Origin of the sequence: Wolbachia endosymbiont (group A) of Bibio marci, from assembly GCF_947251645.1 — a bacterium.
In the GTDB taxonomy this organism is placed as follows: Bacteria; Pseudomonadota; Alphaproteobacteria; order Rickettsiales; family Anaplasmataceae; genus Wolbachia.
In genome coordinates this window covers 551,342-569,046 of record NZ_OX366364.1, presented here as the reverse complement: position 1 = coordinate 569,046, position 17,705 = coordinate 551,342, and the positions used below count along the sequence as shown (strand labels likewise).

Annotated in this window: 17 protein-coding genes, 1 tRNA gene and 4 pseudogenes; 14 read left to right on the top strand and 8 right to left on the bottom strand. The window is 33.9% G+C overall.

Going from position 1 to position 17,705, the window contains the following annotated elements; all coding sequences use genetic code 11:
- Positions 1-10: 10 nt before the first annotated feature.
- Together OPR48_RS07505 and OPR48_RS03120 are read left to right on the top strand one after the other, a co-directional pair.
- A pseudogene (locus OPR48_RS07505) lies at positions 11-1,107 on the top strand (IS3 family transposase).
- 69 nt (positions 1,108-1,176) lie between these two features.
- On the top strand, positions 1,177-1,728 hold the full coding sequence (locus OPR48_RS03120) for a hypothetical protein (RefSeq protein WP_265026533.1): 552 nt from the start codon (positions 1,177-1,179) through the stop codon (positions 1,726-1,728).
- A 504-nt stretch (positions 1,729-2,232) separates the two neighbouring features.
- On the opposite strand, the gene OPR48_RS03115 is transcribed toward OPR48_RS03120, so the two are convergent.
- Together OPR48_RS03115 and OPR48_RS03110 are read right to left on the bottom strand one after the other, a co-directional pair.
- Entirely contained in the window at positions 2,233-3,189 is a 957-nt protein-coding gene (locus OPR48_RS03115; RefSeq protein WP_265025723.1) for an IS5 family transposase, read from the bottom strand.
- Positions 3,174-3,302, bottom strand: a complete 129-nt coding sequence (locus OPR48_RS03110) for a hypothetical protein (RefSeq protein ID WP_265026532.1) — start codon at positions 3,300-3,302, stop codon at positions 3,174-3,176. The genes OPR48_RS03115 and OPR48_RS03110 overlap by 16 nt, the downstream gene beginning before the upstream one ends.
- Positions 3,303-3,326: 24 nt before the next feature.
- On the opposite strand from OPR48_RS03110, the gene OPR48_RS03105 reads away from it, so the two are divergent.
- The 3 genes from OPR48_RS03105 (at position 3,327) to ppa (ending at position 5,476) form a co-directional block, all read left to right on the top strand.
- On the top strand, positions 3,327-3,479 hold the full coding sequence (locus OPR48_RS03105; protein WP_265026531.1) for a hypothetical protein: 153 nt from the start codon (positions 3,327-3,329) through the stop codon (positions 3,477-3,479).
- A 206-nt stretch (positions 3,480-3,685) separates the two neighbouring features.
- A complete protein-coding gene (locus OPR48_RS03100; RefSeq protein WP_265026530.1) occupies positions 3,686-4,924 on the top strand; it encodes a WD1261 family protein in 1,239 nt (412 codons plus the stop codon).
- Positions 4,925-4,969: 45 nt separating this feature from the next.
- The gene (gene ppa, locus OPR48_RS03095; RefSeq protein WP_265026529.1) at positions 4,970-5,476 is read left to right on the top strand and encodes an inorganic diphosphatase; all 507 of its coding nucleotides are present in this window, start codon (positions 4,970-4,972) and stop codon (positions 5,474-5,476) included.
- A 71-nt stretch (positions 5,477-5,547) separates the two neighbouring features.
- Here ppa and OPR48_RS03090 read toward each other — a convergent pair whose 3' ends face one another.
- The 3 genes from OPR48_RS03090 to OPR48_RS03080 all read right to left on the bottom strand — a co-directional run bounded on the left by OPR48_RS03090 (position 5,548) and on the right by OPR48_RS03080 (position 6,897).
- On the bottom strand, positions 5,548-5,679 hold the full coding sequence (locus OPR48_RS03090; protein WP_264688037.1) for a hypothetical protein: 132 nt from the start codon (positions 5,677-5,679) through the stop codon (positions 5,548-5,550).
- Between the two features lie 130 nt (positions 5,680-5,809).
- Positions 5,810-6,766 carry an IS5 family transposase gene (locus OPR48_RS03085; RefSeq protein WP_265025454.1) on the bottom strand — a complete coding sequence of 319 codons (957 nt, stop codon included), beginning with the start codon at positions 6,764-6,766 and terminating at the stop codon, positions 5,810-5,812.
- Positions 6,751-6,897, bottom strand: coding sequence for a hypothetical protein (locus OPR48_RS03080; RefSeq protein ID WP_265026528.1), 147 nt, complete (start codon positions 6,895-6,897; stop codon positions 6,751-6,753). Before OPR48_RS03080 ends, OPR48_RS03085 begins: the two co-directional genes overlap by 16 nt.
- A 184-nt stretch (positions 6,898-7,081) precedes the next feature.
- Between OPR48_RS03080 and OPR48_RS03075 the strand changes: the two genes are divergently transcribed.
- From OPR48_RS03075 to OPR48_RS03060, 4 genes are all read left to right on the top strand, one after another.
- Positions 7,082-7,172, top strand: a tRNA-Ser gene (locus OPR48_RS03075).
- Positions 7,173-7,348: 176 nt separating this feature from the next.
- Positions 7,349-8,503: a SurA N-terminal domain-containing protein gene (locus OPR48_RS03070; protein ID WP_265026614.1), complete on the top strand. Its 1,155-nt coding sequence runs from the start codon at positions 7,349-7,351 to the stop codon at positions 8,501-8,503.
- 95 nt (positions 8,504-8,598) lie between these two features.
- Entirely contained in the window at positions 8,599-9,219 is a 621-nt protein-coding gene (locus OPR48_RS03065) for a ferredoxin reductase domain-containing protein (RefSeq protein ID WP_265026527.1), read from the top strand.
- Positions 9,203-9,766, top strand: a complete 564-nt coding sequence (locus tag OPR48_RS03060; RefSeq protein ID WP_265026526.1) for a 5-formyltetrahydrofolate cyclo-ligase — start codon at positions 9,203-9,205, stop codon at positions 9,764-9,766. The genes OPR48_RS03065 and OPR48_RS03060 overlap by 17 nt, the downstream gene beginning before the upstream one ends.
- Before the next feature lie 158 nt (positions 9,767-9,924).
- Here the strand turns inward: OPR48_RS03060 and OPR48_RS03055 are convergent, their stop codons facing one another.
- Positions 9,925-10,896 carry an IS110 family RNA-guided transposase gene (locus OPR48_RS03055; RefSeq protein ID WP_265025994.1) on the bottom strand — a complete coding sequence of 324 codons (972 nt, stop codon included), beginning with the start codon at positions 10,894-10,896 and terminating at the stop codon, positions 9,925-9,927.
- Positions 10,897-11,155: 259 nt separating this feature from the next.
- Here OPR48_RS03055 and OPR48_RS03050 point away from each other — a divergent pair.
- The 3 genes and pseudogenes from OPR48_RS03050 to OPR48_RS03040 all read left to right on the top strand — a co-directional run.
- Positions 11,156-11,647 (top strand): annotated as a pseudogene (locus tag OPR48_RS03050) (IS5 family transposase); the annotation flags it as partial.
- Between the two features lie 48 nt (positions 11,648-11,695).
- Positions 11,696-12,352, top strand: a pseudogene (locus tag OPR48_RS03045) (Rpn family recombination-promoting nuclease/putative transposase); the annotation flags it as partial.
- A 375-nt stretch (positions 12,353-12,727) separates the two neighbouring features.
- Positions 12,728-13,927 (top strand): ribonuclease D, encoded by a 1,200-nt coding sequence (locus tag OPR48_RS03040; protein WP_265026613.1) that lies wholly within the window; start codon positions 12,728-12,730, stop codon positions 13,925-13,927.
- Here OPR48_RS03040 and coaE read toward each other — a convergent pair.
- Both coaE and OPR48_RS07500 read right to left on the bottom strand, forming a co-directional pair.
- Positions 13,910-14,497: a dephospho-CoA kinase gene (gene coaE / locus OPR48_RS03035; RefSeq protein WP_265026525.1), complete on the bottom strand. Its 588-nt coding sequence runs from the start codon at positions 14,495-14,497 to the stop codon at positions 13,910-13,912. The genes OPR48_RS03040 and coaE overlap by 18 nt on opposite strands.
- 232 nt (positions 14,498-14,729) lie before the next feature.
- Positions 14,730-14,971, bottom strand: a pseudogene (locus tag OPR48_RS07500) (IS5 family transposase); the annotation flags it as partial.
- Between the two features lie 290 nt (positions 14,972-15,261).
- Between OPR48_RS07500 and thrS the strand changes: the two are divergent.
- Positions 15,262-17,163, top strand: coding sequence for a threonine--tRNA ligase (gene thrS / locus OPR48_RS03020; protein ID WP_265026522.1), 1,902 nt, complete (start codon positions 15,262-15,264; stop codon positions 17,161-17,163).
- A 12-nt stretch (positions 17,164-17,175) separates the two neighbouring features.
- Positions 17,176-17,694 carry a translation initiation factor IF-3 gene (gene infC / locus OPR48_RS03015; RefSeq protein ID WP_265026521.1) on the top strand — a complete coding sequence of 173 codons (519 nt, stop codon included), beginning with the start codon at positions 17,176-17,178 and terminating at the stop codon, positions 17,692-17,694.
- Positions 17,695-17,705: the final 11 nt, after the last annotated feature.

The following is a 17,705-nucleotide window of genomic DNA, read 5'->3' as shown; positions in this document are numbered from 1 at the left end:
GAGGTGTAATATGACAAATAGAAGAGAATATACAGCAGAATTTAAATTGGAAGCTGTTAAGCTGGTTAAAGAAACAGGTCAAACAAGTACAAAAATAGCAAAAGATCTAGGTATAGATGGCAGTATGTTAAGTAAATGGGTAAGAAAATATGATGGAAAAATGTCTGGAGCATACGCATTTCCAGGCAAAGGAAAACTAGCTCCTTATGACAAAGAAAGATTTGATCTAAAAAAAGAGTTAGCAAGAGTAAGAAGAGAAAGAGACATTTTAAAAAAAGCCCTGGGATATTTTGCCAAAGAAAAAGAGTAAAATATTCTTTTATAAAAGAGCATAGAAATTGCTATAAAATACAGGAACTATGCAGGGTTTTGTGCTGGTGGTTATTATAAATGGATTGCTAAAGAAAAAAGCAATAAAGAATTAGCAAGGGAAGGACTTCTAGCAGAGATTCAAAAAAAGCATCTAAATGCAGATATGGAGCCCCTAAAATCCATAAAAGCTTTAGGCAAAAATTATAACATCAAAACAGTGCAAAATGTTATGCAGGAAAATGACATTATAGCCAAACTTAGACGAAGATTTAAAACTAAAAAACAACCAAATAATATGGTTATTGCTCCTAATATATTAGATCAAAATTTTATCACTGAGCAACCAAATAAAGTATGGGATTACTTATATAAAAACCAAGGAAGGTTGTTGGCAGCAATAATTCTCACGCATGGTAGTTAATGAGTCATACAATGACAAAACAATTAATTGTGGATTCTTTGCTTATGGCTGTTAACAAACGCAAACCCCCTGAAAACCTACTGTTACATAGCGATCAAGGGTCACAGTATACCTCTCAAAATTACCAATTTCTATTGAATACAAAAAACATCATTTCCAGCATGAGCCATAAGGGCTGTTGTTACGATAATTCTGTTGCAGAAAGCTTCTTCAGTTCACTCAAAAGGGAGCTGCTTATTGATACTTCTCAACATTCTGCTCAACAAACTAGAACTGCCATATTTGAATACATAGAAATCTTTTATAACAAACAACGTAGACATTCTACTATTAACTATTACATTCCTGCACAATTTGATGCATCATTCTCATGACAAAATCGTCTTAACTTTCTCTCTACTTTTTCTGGGTAAGGTCAGTTAGAAATAGCTGTATGGGAAAAGGTGAAAGATGTACTAAAAAACCCAGAGATGATAAAAAAGGAATACCAACGTAGAGTATTAGAAAATAAAAATGATGAATCATCAGAGAAAAAGTTTGCAAGAAGAGAAAATCAAATAAAAGAAGGTATCGAAAAATTAATGGAAGATTATTATAGTCAAGAAAATGCAGGAGAGAAAGGATATATAAGCGAGGAAGAATTTAAACAGACAATGAAAAAAATGAAGGAAGGCTTACAAGGGATAGAAGAAGAGAAAAAAAAGGTAGTTGATCAGAAGGCAGTAGAAAAAGGAATAAGTCTTATTATAAATAGTATAAAGAATTTTTATTCTAGTGTAAAATCGAACCTGGAACAGCTAGATTGGCAAACTAAGCGCGGCATTATTAAAGCATTAATAGGACAAATTAACATTGGTCGTGATCAGGTAGAAGTAGGATTTCAGATCGAAGAACCAGAGCAGGATGGGGGAATTCTTAATTTGTATCATTGTACTACATATCATGAAACTGAAGCTATTGTATTTGCTTTCGCCAATCTGCAGATTAAAAGGTAAGGATTACTTAATGTATTGGCGTCTTATGTTCAATTTTTTGCAGTATATAGATACTGTATGTCTTTACAAAACTTCATCTACATTTAGATTTTTATCTAAATAAGCTGAACGCGCTTATAAAGCGTTACAAGACATCAAAAAATGCCAATACTCGACAGAGATAGTAAAAGACTAGCTAACTCGGGGATTCTTTGTCTTTTTTTCTGCTTGGTAAATTTCTTAAACATTTGCAGCGTAAGTTAGTTGCAATTAAAAGCAGCTAAATCTTGCTTGTCAAGCGTTTAAAACATAAAAAACGCCAATATTTTAAAGCGGATAATAACCCCAGGGCTTCTTTTGCCTTTTTTTTCATTTGGTAAATTTTTTAATATTTATACGGAAGGTGTCATCCGAGTAGCTGACACTGGGATCTCATTTTACTTTATGATGATGTCATGAAAGTAGCTGACACTGGGATGGCTTTGTTGCATCGCACCTTATACTGGTAGTAATTTACGATAAATATCATGTAGCCATTTCAAATTTAGCCATACCAATTTCAGTAAATTGATTAAGCAAATAGCACTTAATCAGCAATTCTTTTTCGCGATTTACTTCGGATTTATTCCTAAAGCTGAATCCAAATATTTGCTTTAATCTTGAGAAAAACCCTTCAATATAAGATCTTTTCCCATAATTTACTTCTTTTTTCCATTCTTTCACGCCATCTTCACCGTATAATTTTATTAACCTAATAGCAGCATTTCTGTCAGACATATAATCTATTTCTGGATGTTCTGCCGCATTGTTTATTGGTGGAATTTTTGCCTTTATATCATATTCGTGACACAATTTGTAAAACTTGTGCCTATCATATGCCCTATCTGCATATAGTGCTTTTATGACATGCTGAAAATTAACTTCTTTAAGCAAATCGCAAGCTCCATAGTGATCAGAGTAGACACCGTTACTGTATTTTACAGCTATGGCTTTTTTGCTGTTTATATTCAACATTACATGCAATTTTCTTGTCTGTTCATAGCCACGATATTTTCTGTTAGCGCTATTTTCCTTGCTGTGACCAGGGGTATTGTTGTAAATGCTGATACCTGTACTATCTATAGCAATTTCGATGTCTTCCATATTATTTTTATCAATTCTGCAATCATTGATCTTAATATTAAGTTTCTTAAACCTTCTTGATGCTTGTGAATAGCTGATAACTGCTAAATCTCTTCCTATTTGTTGCATATATCCTTTTATAAACCCCACCGTTTGTCTTAAACCAATTCTAAAAAGATTGACAATTATATGCACCAAAATCACAACTTTATCACTGTAAATATAGTTGCCGCCTTGCATTTTTGGACTATTTTCATACCAATTTTCTATGGCTTCATTGATATAATGAAAAATATTTCCTCTTTCCTGGAGAAATTTGTTATATTCATTTTGGTTACTGACTTTCATTTTCTGTGGCATATTTTTTCTTCAACAGTTAAATGGTTATTTATAATGAATTTTGTCAGTAGCCACCAGATTTTTTCGGTTGCTATGCAACAAAGCCCACTGGGATCCAGAAGACTTAATTTCAACCAAATAATAAAGGCTAGATCCCAGTGTCACGCACTGGGATGACACCTCTGGACACTGGGATGACAGAAGAAGGAGGCGCTGCCGTCTTGGATGAAAAGGCTGGATCCCAGTGGGCTTTGTTGCATCGCTATTCTTTTTCCTGGATTCCAGACTGGAATGACACCATCATAAAGTGAAACTAGATTCCACCTTCACGCACTGGGATGACAGCTAGCCTGATAACCGTCATCCCGCTACGTGTTAGCGGGATCTAGAGATACCGCGGCGGTATAGCTATACCTTTTTCTACTTAGTTTGGGTTATGCAAGAAGTTTAATAACATTTATTGCTATTTTGCCATATATCCCTTATACTATAAAGTAGAATATTATAGGTTTTAGCAATGGTTAAAGAAGTTGAAGAATTAATAAAAATTGTTGGCAAGGGTAATTTATTAGAGACTTTGTTTATTTTTTTAGGTGGCTTTCAACATGCTGACTTAGATCGTAGTATGGACCACAGAAATCATTTTGGTTTGTCTGCATTCATTAAAAAAGAGGGGGAGCCATTAGATGAATATTTTAACTTAAAGTTTAGTCTACAAGGGCTGTTTTTAATTTATGCTCAAGCTTATAAGATACTTAGTGAAAACAATAACCTGAATACTAAAGATGTCATAGATAAAATATATGAAGTTATTAAAGGGTCTGAGTTAAATAGAGATATAAATGAAGTAGTAGATGGAAGTAAATTAGATTTACTTAACATCTTAGCAAGTCCAAAGAGAGAACCAATATTTAAAACAGAAGAAGATTTTGAAAATAAAGTACTCATTGGTCTTAGAAAGTTACTAAGTGAAGGAAATACATTAAACAAATATGACAGAGAATTTGCATTAAATAAGTGCGTTATCAGCAGCTATTATTCCATTCATGACATAAAAGCAGATAAAGATATAGCATTGTTCTTTTCTTTGGGTGGTCACTATAAAGAACTTTCGTCATCTAACAAAACAGTAAAAAGAGAAGTATTAGAGATATGTGAGAATCAGTTAATAGAGAGCTATATAATGTTCTTGGCTGGCAAACTACACATGATCGGATTATCAAGTAGAGATGGAACCATCAAATATACAATCAACCATGAGAATGTGGATCGACAAGAGAAAGAATTAAAAATGGATGGATTAATATATCCTGTAAATACAAAAAACACCCTAGAGCAACTGTTAAAAAACCAAAATAGTGATGAATTTGAACAATTAGTAACGAGCCCTAAAAATATATACTACTCAGTGCCACAAGAAGAGAATAAATGTAGGCCAAATTTCATTGTCAGCAAGAAAAAAGAAAAAGACCATAAAAACACAGTCTGTAAACTTATTTTAGGTGTGTTTGTATTATCTGTTGGGTTATATGTTGCTGATTATTTCCTTATGGAGCAAAAATTATTTAATCCAATAAAAAGTGTTCTACCACAGGATAATTTTGTTAATCTAGTAATTGCTGCAGTGCTTACTGTTGTAATAGTATATGCTTTATTTCAATTATCACAGGAACCACCGCTTTCAACAGTCGATGATGTGCAGAATAAAAAATTAGAACCGCTCCATGCAAAACAAGCTATAAATGTAGCAACTTAAAAGCACATATTGTATAATGCTTATTCTTAAGTTAAGAGGTGATTTATGGATTTAAGTAAAATAACAGCGGGACCAAATGCGGTGAATGTGGTAATTGAAATAAGTGCAAATGCTGAGCCTGTAAAGTATGAATTTAATAAAGAGCTTGGGTTGTTACAAGTTGACAGATTTTTATCTACCTCAATGACTTATCCTTGCAATTATGGGTTTATACCAAATACCTGCGCAGGTGATGGTGATCCTGTGGATGTTTTGGTGCTAACTCAATTTCCCTTAGCATCTAGTGTTTTAATATCGGTGCGTCCAATAGGCGCATTACTCACTAAAGATGAAAAAGGAGAAGATGAGAAAATATTAGCAGTGCCTGTTTCCAGTGTTGATAGCTATTATGACAATATAAAGGACTATTCTGACTTATCTAAAAACCTACTAGATAAAATTGCTCATTTCTTTTCTCATTATAAAGATCTAGAAAAGGGAAAAACAGTAGCAGTTGGAGAATGGGTTGGTGTAGAAGAAGTAAAGAAAATTATTGAAAAAAGCAGAAATTAGTTTTTATTGATTTATAGCTAAAGTGGCTTAGGTTTGCCTACAATTTGAAAAACAACAAATTCGTCATTCCGCTACTTGTTAGCGGAATCTATGCTGAGATACCGCGCACAACTGTACGAACATTCATTCTTGAAGGTAAACTGCACAGCAAATGGTGTCATTCCAGTGCTTGACACTGGAATCCAGCCTTGCCGTAATCTCATCAAGAACGTTGTGTTTTAACACAAGATCAGCCACTTTTATGCTTACCAACTTAGTGCCCAATCAAAATTCCTGGATCCCAGTGGGCTTTGTTGCATCGCACCTTATACTGGTAGTAATTTACGATAAATATCATGTAGCCATTTCAAATTTAGCCATACCAATTTCAGTAAATTGATTAAGCAAATAGCACTTAATCAGCAATTCTTTTTCGCGATTTACTTCGGATTTATTCCTAAAGCTGAATCCAAATATTTGCTTTAATCTTGAGAAAAACCCTTCAATATAAGATCTTTTCCCATAATTTACTTCTTTTTTCCATTCTTTCACGCCATCTTCACCGTATAACTTTATTAACCTAATAGCAGCATTTCTGTCAGACATATAATCTATTTCTGGATGTTCTGCCGCATTGTTTATTGGTGGAATTTTTGCCTTTATATCATATTCGTGACACAATTTGTAAAACTTGTGCCTATCATATGCCCTATCTGCATATAGTGCTTTTATGACATGCTGAAAATTAACTTCTTTAAGCAAATCGCAAGCTCCATAGTGATCAGAGTAGACACCGTTACTGTATTTTACAGCTATGGCTTTTTTGCTGTTTATATTCAACATTACATGCAATTTTCTTGTCTGTTCATAGCCACGATATTTTCTGTCAGCGCTATTTTCCTTGCTGTGACCAGGGGTATTGTTGTAAATGCTGATACCTGTACTATCTATAGCAATTTCGATGTCTTCCATATTATTTTTATCAATTCTGCAATCATTGATCTTAATATTAAGTTTCTTAAACCTTCTTGATGCTTGTGAATAGCTGATAACTGCTAAATCTCTTCCTATTTGTTGCATATATCCTTTTATAAACCCCACCGTTTGTCTTAAACCAATTCTAAAAAGATTGACAATTATATGCACCAAAATCACAACTTTATCACTGTAAATATAGTTGCCGCCTTGCATTTTTGGACTATTTTCATACCAATTTTCTATGGCTTCATTGATATAATGAAAAATATTTCCTCTTTCCTGGAGAAATTTGTTATATTCATTTTGGTTACTGACTTTCATTTTCTGTGGCATATTTTTTCTTCAACAGTTAAATGGTTATTTATAATGAATTTTGTCAGTAGCCACCAGATTTTTTCGGTTGCTATGCAACAAAGCCATCCTAGTGTCTGGGCACTGGGATGATATTCTTCTGGTAGGCTCAAATTGTAATGTTTGTACAGTTGTGGAATGAATTGCGGTATGACGTAGGGAAACCTTTCTTGGGTTAGCTATAGATTTTTGTACCACAGATCTAAAAATTACAGTTGTTCGGAAAAATGTTGCTGTTAAAAGCATTAGACAGGTGGTAGAGGTCTTGGTATTATATAATCTTTAGGTTCTAAATTTGGAAGGGTGGCCGAGCGGCTGAAGGCGGCGGTTTGCTAAACCGTTATACGATTGAAAAGTCGTATCGAGGGTTCGAATCCCTCTCCTTCCGTATACTGTTTTGAGCACGGTCTAAATTCGCTATATTAGCATGTTTTTAGCCTATTTACCAGCGTACCTGATTTTGTTGCAATGGTTTTTATTTCCATTGTCACTGAGATCACTATTAAAAAGTTGGCTAGCATTGACTCAGTATTTATTATAGAATTGGTTATTAACCTTACTTATATGCATAAAATACTAATTTTACTGTTGATAGTGTTGCCACTTAGGTTGCTTGCAACCGAGATTGAAATTATTGCAGATGTAAATGGCGAGCCAATTTCAAATTTAGATATCGAAAAACGCATCAACTTTATAAATTCATTATTTGGCACTCAAAGTGTTAATCAAAAAGAAGCAAAGCCTCAAATTCTTAGGGAACTAATAGACGAAATTATCATTATCAATGAAGCGCAGAGGCTGAATATAAAATTGAGCAACGAGGAGTTAGATAATGCTGTCATGTTATTTTTAACCCAAAGTTTTAAACTTAAGGCTAATGAAGTTGATCAATACATAGAGAAGCATAATATGGATCTTAGTATTTTAAGAAAACAAATAAAATGTCAGTTACTATGGAGCAAAATTATTGAAGTAAGAATTGTGCCATTTATTAATATAAGCGATAAAGAAGTAGATGATGTAAAAAGGCAAACAGAAAAGCCGGATTATCTTATCACGTTCCAAGAGTTTATAATTCCTGATCAAAAAGACAAGGACGTTTATGGTATAGCTGAAGATTTAGTAAAAAAATTACGTAATAGTAATGATGACTTTATTCCAGAATCTCCAATAAAGATACGTAAAGCAACAGTTAATTTAAGTCAGCTGAAAGGCAAACTCAAGGGCGTTTTAGAAGGATTAGAAATCAGCGATATAGCAGGTCCAGTTAGTTTTAGTGAAGGTTACTCTGTTATAAAAGTAATAGATAAAGTACAACTTAATCATGCACTGCTGGAAAGCACTTTAAAATTAAAACAGATTGTGGTTGAAGGTTCAGAAAGTTTATTAGATAGTTTAAAGGAGCAAAAAGTTAATTGTTTAAATTTTGATAAATTGGCAGATAATTTTAAGCTGCCAAACGCAAAAGAATTTGAAATAAAAATGCGAGATTTAAATCCTGATTTACAGATTTTATTTAGTAAAACAAGTGTGAATGAAATAGTAGAATTGAGAGAAAATGGCACTGCAAAGTTAATGATGTTGTGTGATATCAAGAGTAATGTAGCGGGTATAGAAGCAATTAAACAGCAGATGTACCAACAAAAGATTATGATACAAAGCAACTTGTTATTAGATGATATGCGTAAAAATGCAGCTGTCAGTTATCGGTATAGTTGAAGTCAGAGAGTGTCCTTGTCTCTGTCTTTGTGTGCGAAAATTACTTTGTTCTATAAAATTTCAAAAAATTTGAACAAATATAGTTAAAATAGCACATGAAGAATATAATGCTAATTGGTGGTGGAGTTGGAAATGCAGTGTTATTTTCGATAGGGAAGGCATGTCTTGAAAATAATAACAAGGTTTTGTACTTTGCTGGCTATAAGAAGTTAAGTGATGTATTTAAACGAGCACTGATAGAACGTGCATCAAATGCAGTAGTTTGGGCATGTGAAGAAGGATTGATAGAAACAAGCAGAGATCAAGATAAATCCTTTCATGGTAATATAGTTGATGCAATAGTCTCTTATCAACAAGGAAGATTAGGTATTAATTTGAACGCTATAGATAAAATTATCACTATTGGTTCTGATAAAATGATGAAAGCTGTGAATGAAGCTAGAAAAACAATTTTAAAGCCATATCTGAAATCAGGCCACATAGCAATATCATCAGTTAATTCTCCTATGCAGTGTATGATGAAAGAAATCTGTGCTCAGTGTGTGCAGCAACATATAAATACGGAAACAGGAGAAAGGAGTTTTGTTTATAGCTGCAGTAATCAAGACCAGGATATGGAATTTATTGACTTTGACTTTTTAAGTGAGCGCTTGAAGCAAAATAGTTTACAAGAAAAACTCACTGCAAAATGGATAGATCATGTTCAAAGATATTAAACAGCACAAAAAGGAAATAAGAGAGCAATATAGAACTATAAGAAAAGATATTGATGAAAGTTATTCCAGTTATGCGGCAAATTCCCTTATTAATCTCTTTAATCAGAACTTAAGTTACGTTAAAGGCAAAACAATTGCGGCTTACATTCCAATGGATGGGGAAATAAATGTTGTCCCTTTGATGTGTCGTTTGCTCTATTTAGGTTATAAAGTAGCAATTCCTGATAAAAATCAGTTACTAAGATTTGAGGGATGGAACGAAACAAATGAAGATGTAATTCCCGATACAATCATTACTCCTGTTGTTGCTTTTGATGATCATTTCAATAGATTAGGTTTTGGCGGTGGTTGGTATGATACAATGATAGAAAAACTGCGGCCGCTTGGAAAAATATTTATAGGTGTAGCCTATGAGAAACAATATTGTAAAAATTTACCTGTAGAAAAACATGATCAAAAATTGGATATTATAATCACTGAGATGTGTGTTAGATGTGGAGGTGGATTGCCCAAGAAAGCGGATAGCAGTTGTGTTAAAAATCAATAAAAAAAATGAAAAATATCGAAAAATTTTCAATTTAGTAGATTTATAAAAAATCAATATATTATGACTCTTAATTTAAATATTCTTAATCTAGTGTAGCTGTGGATAAGTACTTACAGTTTGTATAGCGTACTTATCCACAAGCTCTGCCATAAATTAGCTTAGATAGAAACAGACTGAGGACTATATTCCTCAGTAAAGACTCTATCGTCTCTGACCAAAGAGTTAGCAAGAATAAGCAGTTTTCTCATGGCAGCAGTGGAAGCAATTTTATATGGCTTTTTATATTGATTATATAATCTAGTAAAGAAAGGGTTGATATAAGAATTAACTTTTTGTGCACTGAGAATACACATGTGTAAAACCGTTCTAACTTGTGATCTACCGCCCTGAATACATCTCTTTCCTTTACTGAAACCACTGTCTCGATTAAAAGGTGCAAGTCCTGCAAGGCTAGATATTTGCTTTTCTTGAAGGGTTCCAAGTTCGGGCAAATAGCAAATCAAAGTAATGGCTGTGATTTTACTTACACCTGGTATGCTAGTTATTGATATATATTTTCTTTTAAGCTCTTGGTTTTGATCGATAAATGTAATCATTTCATCTTCTAAAGTTTTAATTTGATTACGTAAAATCGCGAGAAGCTCCTCTATTTGTTTGATTATAGATGTATCAGTTACCTGTTGGATTTGGGTTTTTTGTATTTTTGCTATTTCTACAAGTTGGTTTCTACGAGATAATTTTTGTTTCAAGCAATCAATATTACCATTATCAACTGTTAAAGGAGTAACACGCATATCTGTATTATTGATATAACGTGAAATGATACTGCAGTCTATTTTATCAGTTTTTGTAGTAATACCAAGGCTTTTAGCATAGTCTCTAACCCATCTAGGTTGAATGACGTACACCTCAAAACCATTGCTTAGTAAAGTATAGGCACATAATTTTTCGTATCCACCAGTTGCCTCAAGACCAACTTTGGTTACATTATGCAAACGTAAAAAGTCCAGCATTTCATCAATGGATTGTACATTGTTTTCAAATATTTTATAATGCTCAAGTGGGTGAATGTGGATATCTAATTTACTTTTGCTAACATCAATGCCAGCAATAATATTTGATGAATTCATAATTCCTCCATAATAATAACATATACTGCATTTTCCAGTCTTATATACGAGCCTAAAAGCTCAATCAGTTGTTCGGAACTTTCAGTATAAATTTAAGAGAAGAGAACCTTGCTTTCCAACGGTCCCTATGACCAAGAAAGGAAACGGTTCCTCTTCTCTATACATCTTTATATTACTGCTTTGTCACACTTACAAAGACTTAATTTCAACATATAAGAAAGGAAAGGAGCCAAGCTTGTTGGTTAAAAAAAATTGGTTGCGACAAAACAGTGGTCGGAAAGAGAAAACCAGTTTCTGCATAATTGATGCTCAAAGCGTCAAAAACGCAGATACTGCTGAAAGAAAGGGCTATGATGCAGGTAAAAAGATTTCAGGGTCATATCGTAGTTGATACACAACACATGCAATTCATATAACAACGGCAGAAGCAACTGATCGTAGCAGTGCTGTGAAAATGGTGGAAAATGCTAAAGAAAACCTCTCTGAAGTCAAAAATATACTCGTTGATGCTGGCTATACAGGAGAAAATTTTGCAATACAAATAAAAGCAACTATTGGTGCAACTGTTGAGGTAGTAAAACGAAGCGAATTACATACCTTTGCTGTATTGCCAAAAAGATGGGTTGTCGAGCGGTCTTTTGCTTGGTTGGAAAAATGTAGACGGTTATGGAAAAATTGCAAGCGTAAACTCAACACAAGTTTACAAATGGTTGTTCTTTCTTTCATTTCTCTTCTATTGAGGAGATTTTAAACAGGTTCTAAGGGAGGGGATAGTAGTAATACTGTCTCCTTACCTAATCAAGTTGCTAAAACTAAAGGATTTGAAAAACGTGCTCAATACTATGCTGCTAAAGCTTACTCAAGGCAAGCTGATAAAGGTGACCAGTATCATAACCTTAAGGAAATTATCTTCATTGCTATAGCAGATTGTGTACTGTTTCCTAATAAATCTGAGTACAAATCAAAGCATACTATTCGAGATGAAGACACTAATGAGCATGATCTAAAAGATTTCTATTTTATATTTATTGAGTTGCCAAAATTTCCAAAGAATAAGGAAGATCAGTTGGAAAATATAGTTAAAAAATGGGTTTATTTTTTTCGATATGCAGATGAGACTAGTGAAGAAGAGCTGGAAAAAATAATAGGTAGTGATGTAATAATTAAAAAGGCCTATGAAGAGCTAAATAGATTTAACTGGTCAGAAAAAGAATTTATTGCCTATGAACAGAAAATAAAACGTATTCTTGATGAACAGGCTGTCCTTGCTCAAAAGCTTGATGATGCTACTGAAAAAGGCATCAAAATTGGTAAAGAGAAAGGTAGGAAAGAAGGGAGAGAGGAAGGCAAAATTGAAGTCGCAAAAGCAATGCTGGCTAATAATGTTGATGTCAACACTATTGTTAAGTTTACTGGACTTTCCATTAAAGAAATTGCAGAATTAAGGTCAAGTTAAGAAGAAGTAGCATTAGAAAGGACTATTTTAAAATTAAACAATAAAGTTAGTGGGTTTTCTAAAAAAATTGTTTTGCTCTACTTTCCTAAAAAATAAATGTAACAAATAAGATGTCTATTTTAAGCATTGCTTATTTGCCAATATTCCCTTAACTTGACGCTTATGCACAGTCCACGGTATCACTCCAGTGCGTGACACTTGTATCTAGTTCTTATTATACAACTACCTAGTGTACTCGTTTCTAATTGAGTTTTCTGGATCCAAGTAGTCACGCTACTTGGATGACACCAATGAGTGATAGAAAGTTTTGCAAGAAGTCACTAATTGCAAAAATTTAATGTAAGTGGTAAAGTAGAACCACTGAATAAAAAACATATGTTAATTAATACAACGTCGGAGCTGGAGGACATATGTGAGGGGTTGATAGCAAAAAAGCCGAAATTTATAGCAGTTGACACGGAGTTCATTAGAAATAATTTAATCTACTACCCAAAATTATCGTTAATTCAAATTTCTTGCGGAGAGAAGAGTTTTATTGTAGACGCATTAGTGCCAGAAATTGATTTATCATTCATTAAGAAAATAATGCTAAATCAGGGGATAACCAAAGTGTTTCATAGCTGCCGGCAGGATATAGAATCCTTACTCACTGTGTTTAAATGTATTCCCACTCCCATTTTTGATACCCAAGTTGCCGCTATGTTTTGTCATTATTATCATGACTTTATTGGTTACTCAAAAGTAGTGGAGCAATATCAAGGAATAGCACTGGATAAAATTAAAGCTAAAAATTCAGACTGGTTAAGAAGGCCGTTATCCGAGGATCAGTTAGATTATGCAGTAAACGACGTGATACACCTATATGGCCTATACCAAATATTGTGCGATAAACTTGAAGAAAATAATAGGATGGGTTGGTTTCAAGAAGAGATGGAATCAATAGTTGATATAAATAAGTATTTACATAATCCAAAAGATGCATGGAAGAGGATTAAATTTAATTATGAAGTAAATCCAAGATTGATACTAACTGTTAAAGCAGTTAGTGAGTGGCAAGAGACCTTAGCACAGCGCTATAATATGAATCGTAATAAAGTAATTAATAATGCTGTAATAGCTGGTTTTATTGAAAAAAATGTAGAGCATGTTGATGAGATTTTAGATGATCTCAAGAGGAATGCAAAAAATATAAGAGATGCAGATTTACTAGAGTTTGTGAATATTTTTAATGAAAATGAGAGAAATTGGATGCAGCAAAACAACACCTTCCCGAATAATTATGACAAATCTGTATTCGATATACTCTCAATTATTTTAGATAGTAAATGTAAAGAAAGTAACATATCAAGGAAATTAGTTTCTTCAAAAGATGAGTTAACTGGGTCAATATCTAGGCAGACAGATAAACTATTCAAGGGGTGGAGATATGATTTTTTTGGCAGGTCAGTTGAATCATTTTTGAACACAAGCTCAAAATTTGAGATTTTAGCAGTGAAATCCGCAAATAATACAACTAAAATTCGGAGTAATTTGGTGGAAGCAAATTGTGAATTGAAATCAACTGCTGAGATTTAACGAGTCCACTATATCTTTTACTTGAGAAAAAACATACTCTTTGCTTACACTGGTATCGATAATAAAGTCACTCATCTTCCTTTTCTCCTCAATAGATAACTGAACATTGGAGATTAAATTTAGCTTTTCTTTATCTATGTTGCGTTCGTTAAGTCTTTGAGCTTGCACAACGCTATCTGCATGGACGAAAACAATAAGGTTGCAATATAAATAAAATTTTGTTTCTAATAGAAGTGGCACATCTAAAACTAAAAGTTTTCTATCGATCTTTATTTCCTTAGCAATAAAAAGTTCTAGTTCATTTCGCACAACGGCATGAACCAAAGATTGAAATTGTTTCCAATTTTCATCGTAGGCTAAGAAATATTTAGACAGTACTGTTCTATCTATTTCACCATTTACTACCACTCCAGGAAAATTTTTTTCTGCATAGCTTATTATGCTTTTATCCACTTTATAAAGTTGGTGTACAACAGAATCAGCATCAAATACAGCAGCACCAAACTCTTGAAAGCAATTAGCTACAAAGCTCTTTCCTACACCAATTCCGCCTGTTAGACCTATGATCATATAGCAAAATACATCAGACTCTTTTCGAAACTATAGCTAAGGTTTCTCTATATATATTAACTAGATTTTCTAGATCCCAGTGGGCTTTGTTGCATAGCAACTGAAAAAATCTGGTGGCTACTGACAAAATTCATTATAAAATAGCCATTTAACCTTTGAAGAAAAAATATGCCACAGAAAATGAAAGTCAGTAACCAAAACGAATATAACAAATTCCTTGAAAAAAGGGAAAATTTTTTCCTATTTGTTCAATGTATCCCTCTAAAAATCCCACTCAAACCTATTCTGAATAGATGGGTTGTTATATGTATCAAAATCACCACTTTATCACTATAAATATAGTTGCCGCTGCATTTTTGGCCCAATTTCATACCAATTTTCGATAGCTTCATCAATGTAACGAAAAATATTTCCCCTTTTTTCAAGGAATTTGTTATATTCGTTTTGGTTACTGACTTTCATTTTCTGTGGCATATTTTTTCTTCAAAGGTTAAATGGCTATTTTATAATGAATTTTGTCAGTAGCCACCAGATTTTTTCAGTTGCTATGCAACAAAGCCCACTGGGATCCAGGTGTAAAAGTATTTGCAAATTATGCAATGGACAGCTGACTCTAGGGGTATATGTCAAAACAATGTTCGTAAGCTGGATTCCAGTGTCACGCACTGGAATGACATCAATCGTTAACGTCTTACATTTATTCTATTGCCTTATGGAACATTTGAATAATCACGCTTGGATTTGGATGACAAAAGGTCTGATGAATGATTAAAGTTACTTTTTCAACCGAACAAAAAGTAAAAGAATACAGTGGTAAAGTCACTGGCTTTGATATATTACAACCGGATGCTTTGAAAGAAGTAGTTGCATTGAAAGTAAATGGTGAGTTATATGATCTCTCACGTGAAATTGAATCTGATACAGAGATAGAGGTGATACAACTGAGTGACGAAGCGGGTTTAGATATAATAAGGCATGATGCTGCTCATATAATGGCGCAGGCAGTGAAAGAGCTATTTCCTAATACTCAGATTACTATTGGCCCAACAATTCAGGACGGTTTTTACTATGATTTTGCTACAGATCGTACCTTCACTACGGATGATCTTGCTGCAATAGAAAAGAAAATGAAAGAGATTGTGAAAAGTAATCACAGATTTGTTCGAGAGGTTTGGACTCGCAAGCAGGCAGTTGATTTCTTTAGTGGTATAGGCGAAAAATATAAGGTTGAAATTATATCCTCTATATTAGAGAGTGAAAACCTAACTGTTTATAGACAAGGCGATTTTGTAGACCTATGCCGTGGTCCGCACTCACCATCAACCGGCAGAGTTAAAGCGTTTAAACTTATGAAAGTAGCGGGTGCATACTGGCGAGGTGATGCAAAGGGCCCAATGTTGCAGCGAATATATGGCACAGCATGGAGAAATAAGGATGAATTAAACGCTTATCTTGAGTGTCTCAAAGAAGCAGAGAAACGTGATCACCGCAAAATTGCCAAGGATATGGATTTATTTCACATCCAAGAGGAAGCTGTCGGGCAGGTTTTTTGGCATGAACAAGGATATATTTTATATAATGTTCTTGAGTCTTACATCAGAAAGAAGTTAATAAATAATGGCTATTTTGAGGTAAAAACCCCTATTTTAGTAGGCAAAGAGCTGTGGGAAAAATCTGGACATTGGGATAAGTTTCGTGAAAATATGTTTACTGTTGACGAGTCTGAAAGTAAAAAGCTAGCAATAAAACCCATGAATTGCCCCTGTCATGTGCAGATTTTTAATTCTCACACCAGAAGCTATCGTGATTTACCGATACGTATGGCAGAGTTTGGCATATGCCATAGAAATGAAAGCTCAGGCTCATTGCATGGACTGATGCGAGTGCGTGGTTTTACGCAAGACGATGCACACATTTTTTGTATGGAAGAACAAGTGAATTCTGAGACTATAAAGTTTTGTGACCTTTTAAAAGAAGTATATTCAGAGCTTGGATTTAATGAAATTTCTGTGAAATTTTCAGACCGTCCAGATATTAGAGCAGGTAATGATGAAGTGTGGGATAGAGCTGAAAAAGCGCTGCTTGAAGCCGTTCAAGAAGCGGACTTGAGTTATAAACTTAACCTTGGTGAAGGTGCGTTTTATGGTCCAAAGTTAGAGTTCGTTTTGAAAGACGCAATAGGCAGAAATTGGCAATGTGGAACATTACAAGTTGATTTCATTTTACCAGAACGTCTGGGAGTTTTTTATATAGGGGCAGATGGACACAAGCATCACCCTGTCATGTTACATAGGGCAATTCTTGGGACTTTTGAGCGTTTTATTGGAATTTTGATAGAAAATTATGCAGGAAAATTTCCAGTTTGGCTTGCTCCAACGCAACTTGCTATTCTGATCATTACAAATGAGGCTGACAGTTACGCCACAGAAATCAGCAATGTCTTAAAAAAACAAGGTGTGAGAGTCAAGACTGATTTGACCAATGAAAAAATTAGTTATAAGATACGTTTGCATAGTTCAAACAAGGTTCCTATATTATGGATTATAGGCAAAAATGAAGTTACAAGTAAAACTGTGTCAGTGAGAAATTTAGGATCAGAAAGACAGGAGTCTTTTTCTTTGGAAAAGGCTACTGAATCGCTGTTAAAAAGTATTAATTTGAATTAAGGGAGTTAAAGTTTGCAAGTTAAAAAGAACAATAAAAACAGAATTAATGGATTCATCACAGCTAAGGAGGTACGCTTAGTTGATCATAGTGGTGAAATGGTCGGAATCGTGCCAATAGAACGAGCTTTGGAATTTGCACAGGGTGTTGGTTTAGACTTGGTAGAAATTGCACCTGATTCAACTCCTCCAGTATGTAAAGTTCTGGATTATAGCAAACAAAAGTATGATATAAAAAAGAAGGCAAGTGAAGCAAAAAAGAAACAAAAAACATTAACTATAAAAGAAATTAAACTGGGCCCCAATATTGGTGATCACGATTACGAAACAAAATTGCGTCAAGCAAGAGACTTACTTGCCCACGGACATAAAATCAAAGTTACAATGAGATTTAAGGGCAGAGAGCTTATAAACACTGAAGTCGGACTGGAAAAATTAGAACGGCTAATTAGAGACACTGAAGATATTGCAAAGGTAGAATTGGCACCTAAAAGGGAAGGGAATCAATATTTTTTAGCTCTGGTTGCTAAGTAGCAAAACGGCTT

Bases quoted from the DNA above. Each gene is read 5' to 3' on its own strand.
- OPR48_RS03060 (WP_265026526.1), top strand. From the start codon at position 9,203: ATGTTCAAAGATATTAAACAGCACAAAAAGGAAATAAGAGAGCAATAT.
- OPR48_RS03090 (WP_264688037.1), bottom strand. From the start codon at position 5,679: ATGAGATTACGGCAAGGCTGGATTCCAGTGTCAAGCACTGGAATGACA.
- OPR48_RS03065 (WP_265026527.1), top strand. From the start codon at position 8,599: ATGAAGAATATAATGCTAATTGGTGGTGGAGTTGGAAATGCAGTGTTA.
- coaE (WP_265026525.1), bottom strand. From the start codon at position 14,497: ATGATCATAGGTCTAACAGGCGGAATTGGTGTAGGAAAGAGCTTTGTA.
- OPR48_RS03040 (WP_265026613.1), top strand. From the start codon at position 12,728: ATGTTAATTAATACAACGTCGGAGCTGGAGGACATATGTGAGGGGTTG.
- ppa (WP_265026529.1), top strand. From the start codon at position 4,970: ATGGATTTAAGTAAAATAACAGCGGGACCAAATGCGGTGAATGTGGTA.
- thrS (WP_265026522.1), top strand. From the start codon at position 15,262: ATGATTAAAGTTACTTTTTCAACCGAACAAAAAGTAAAAGAATACAGT.
- OPR48_RS03070 (WP_265026614.1), top strand. From the start codon at position 7,349: ATGCATAAAATACTAATTTTACTGTTGATAGTGTTGCCACTTAGGTTG.
- OPR48_RS03115 (WP_265025723.1), bottom strand. From the start codon at position 3,189: ATGCCACAGAAAATGAAAGTCAGTAACCAAAATGAATATAACAAATTT.
- OPR48_RS03085 (WP_265025454.1), bottom strand. From the start codon at position 6,766: ATGCCACAGAAAATGAAAGTCAGTAACCAAAATGAATATAACAAATTT.
- OPR48_RS03100 (WP_265026530.1), top strand. From the start codon at position 3,686: ATGGTTAAAGAAGTTGAAGAATTAATAAAAATTGTTGGCAAGGGTAAT.
- OPR48_RS03055 (WP_265025994.1), bottom strand. From the start codon at position 10,896: ATGAATTCATCAAATATTATTGCTGGCATTGATGTTAGCAAAAGTAAA.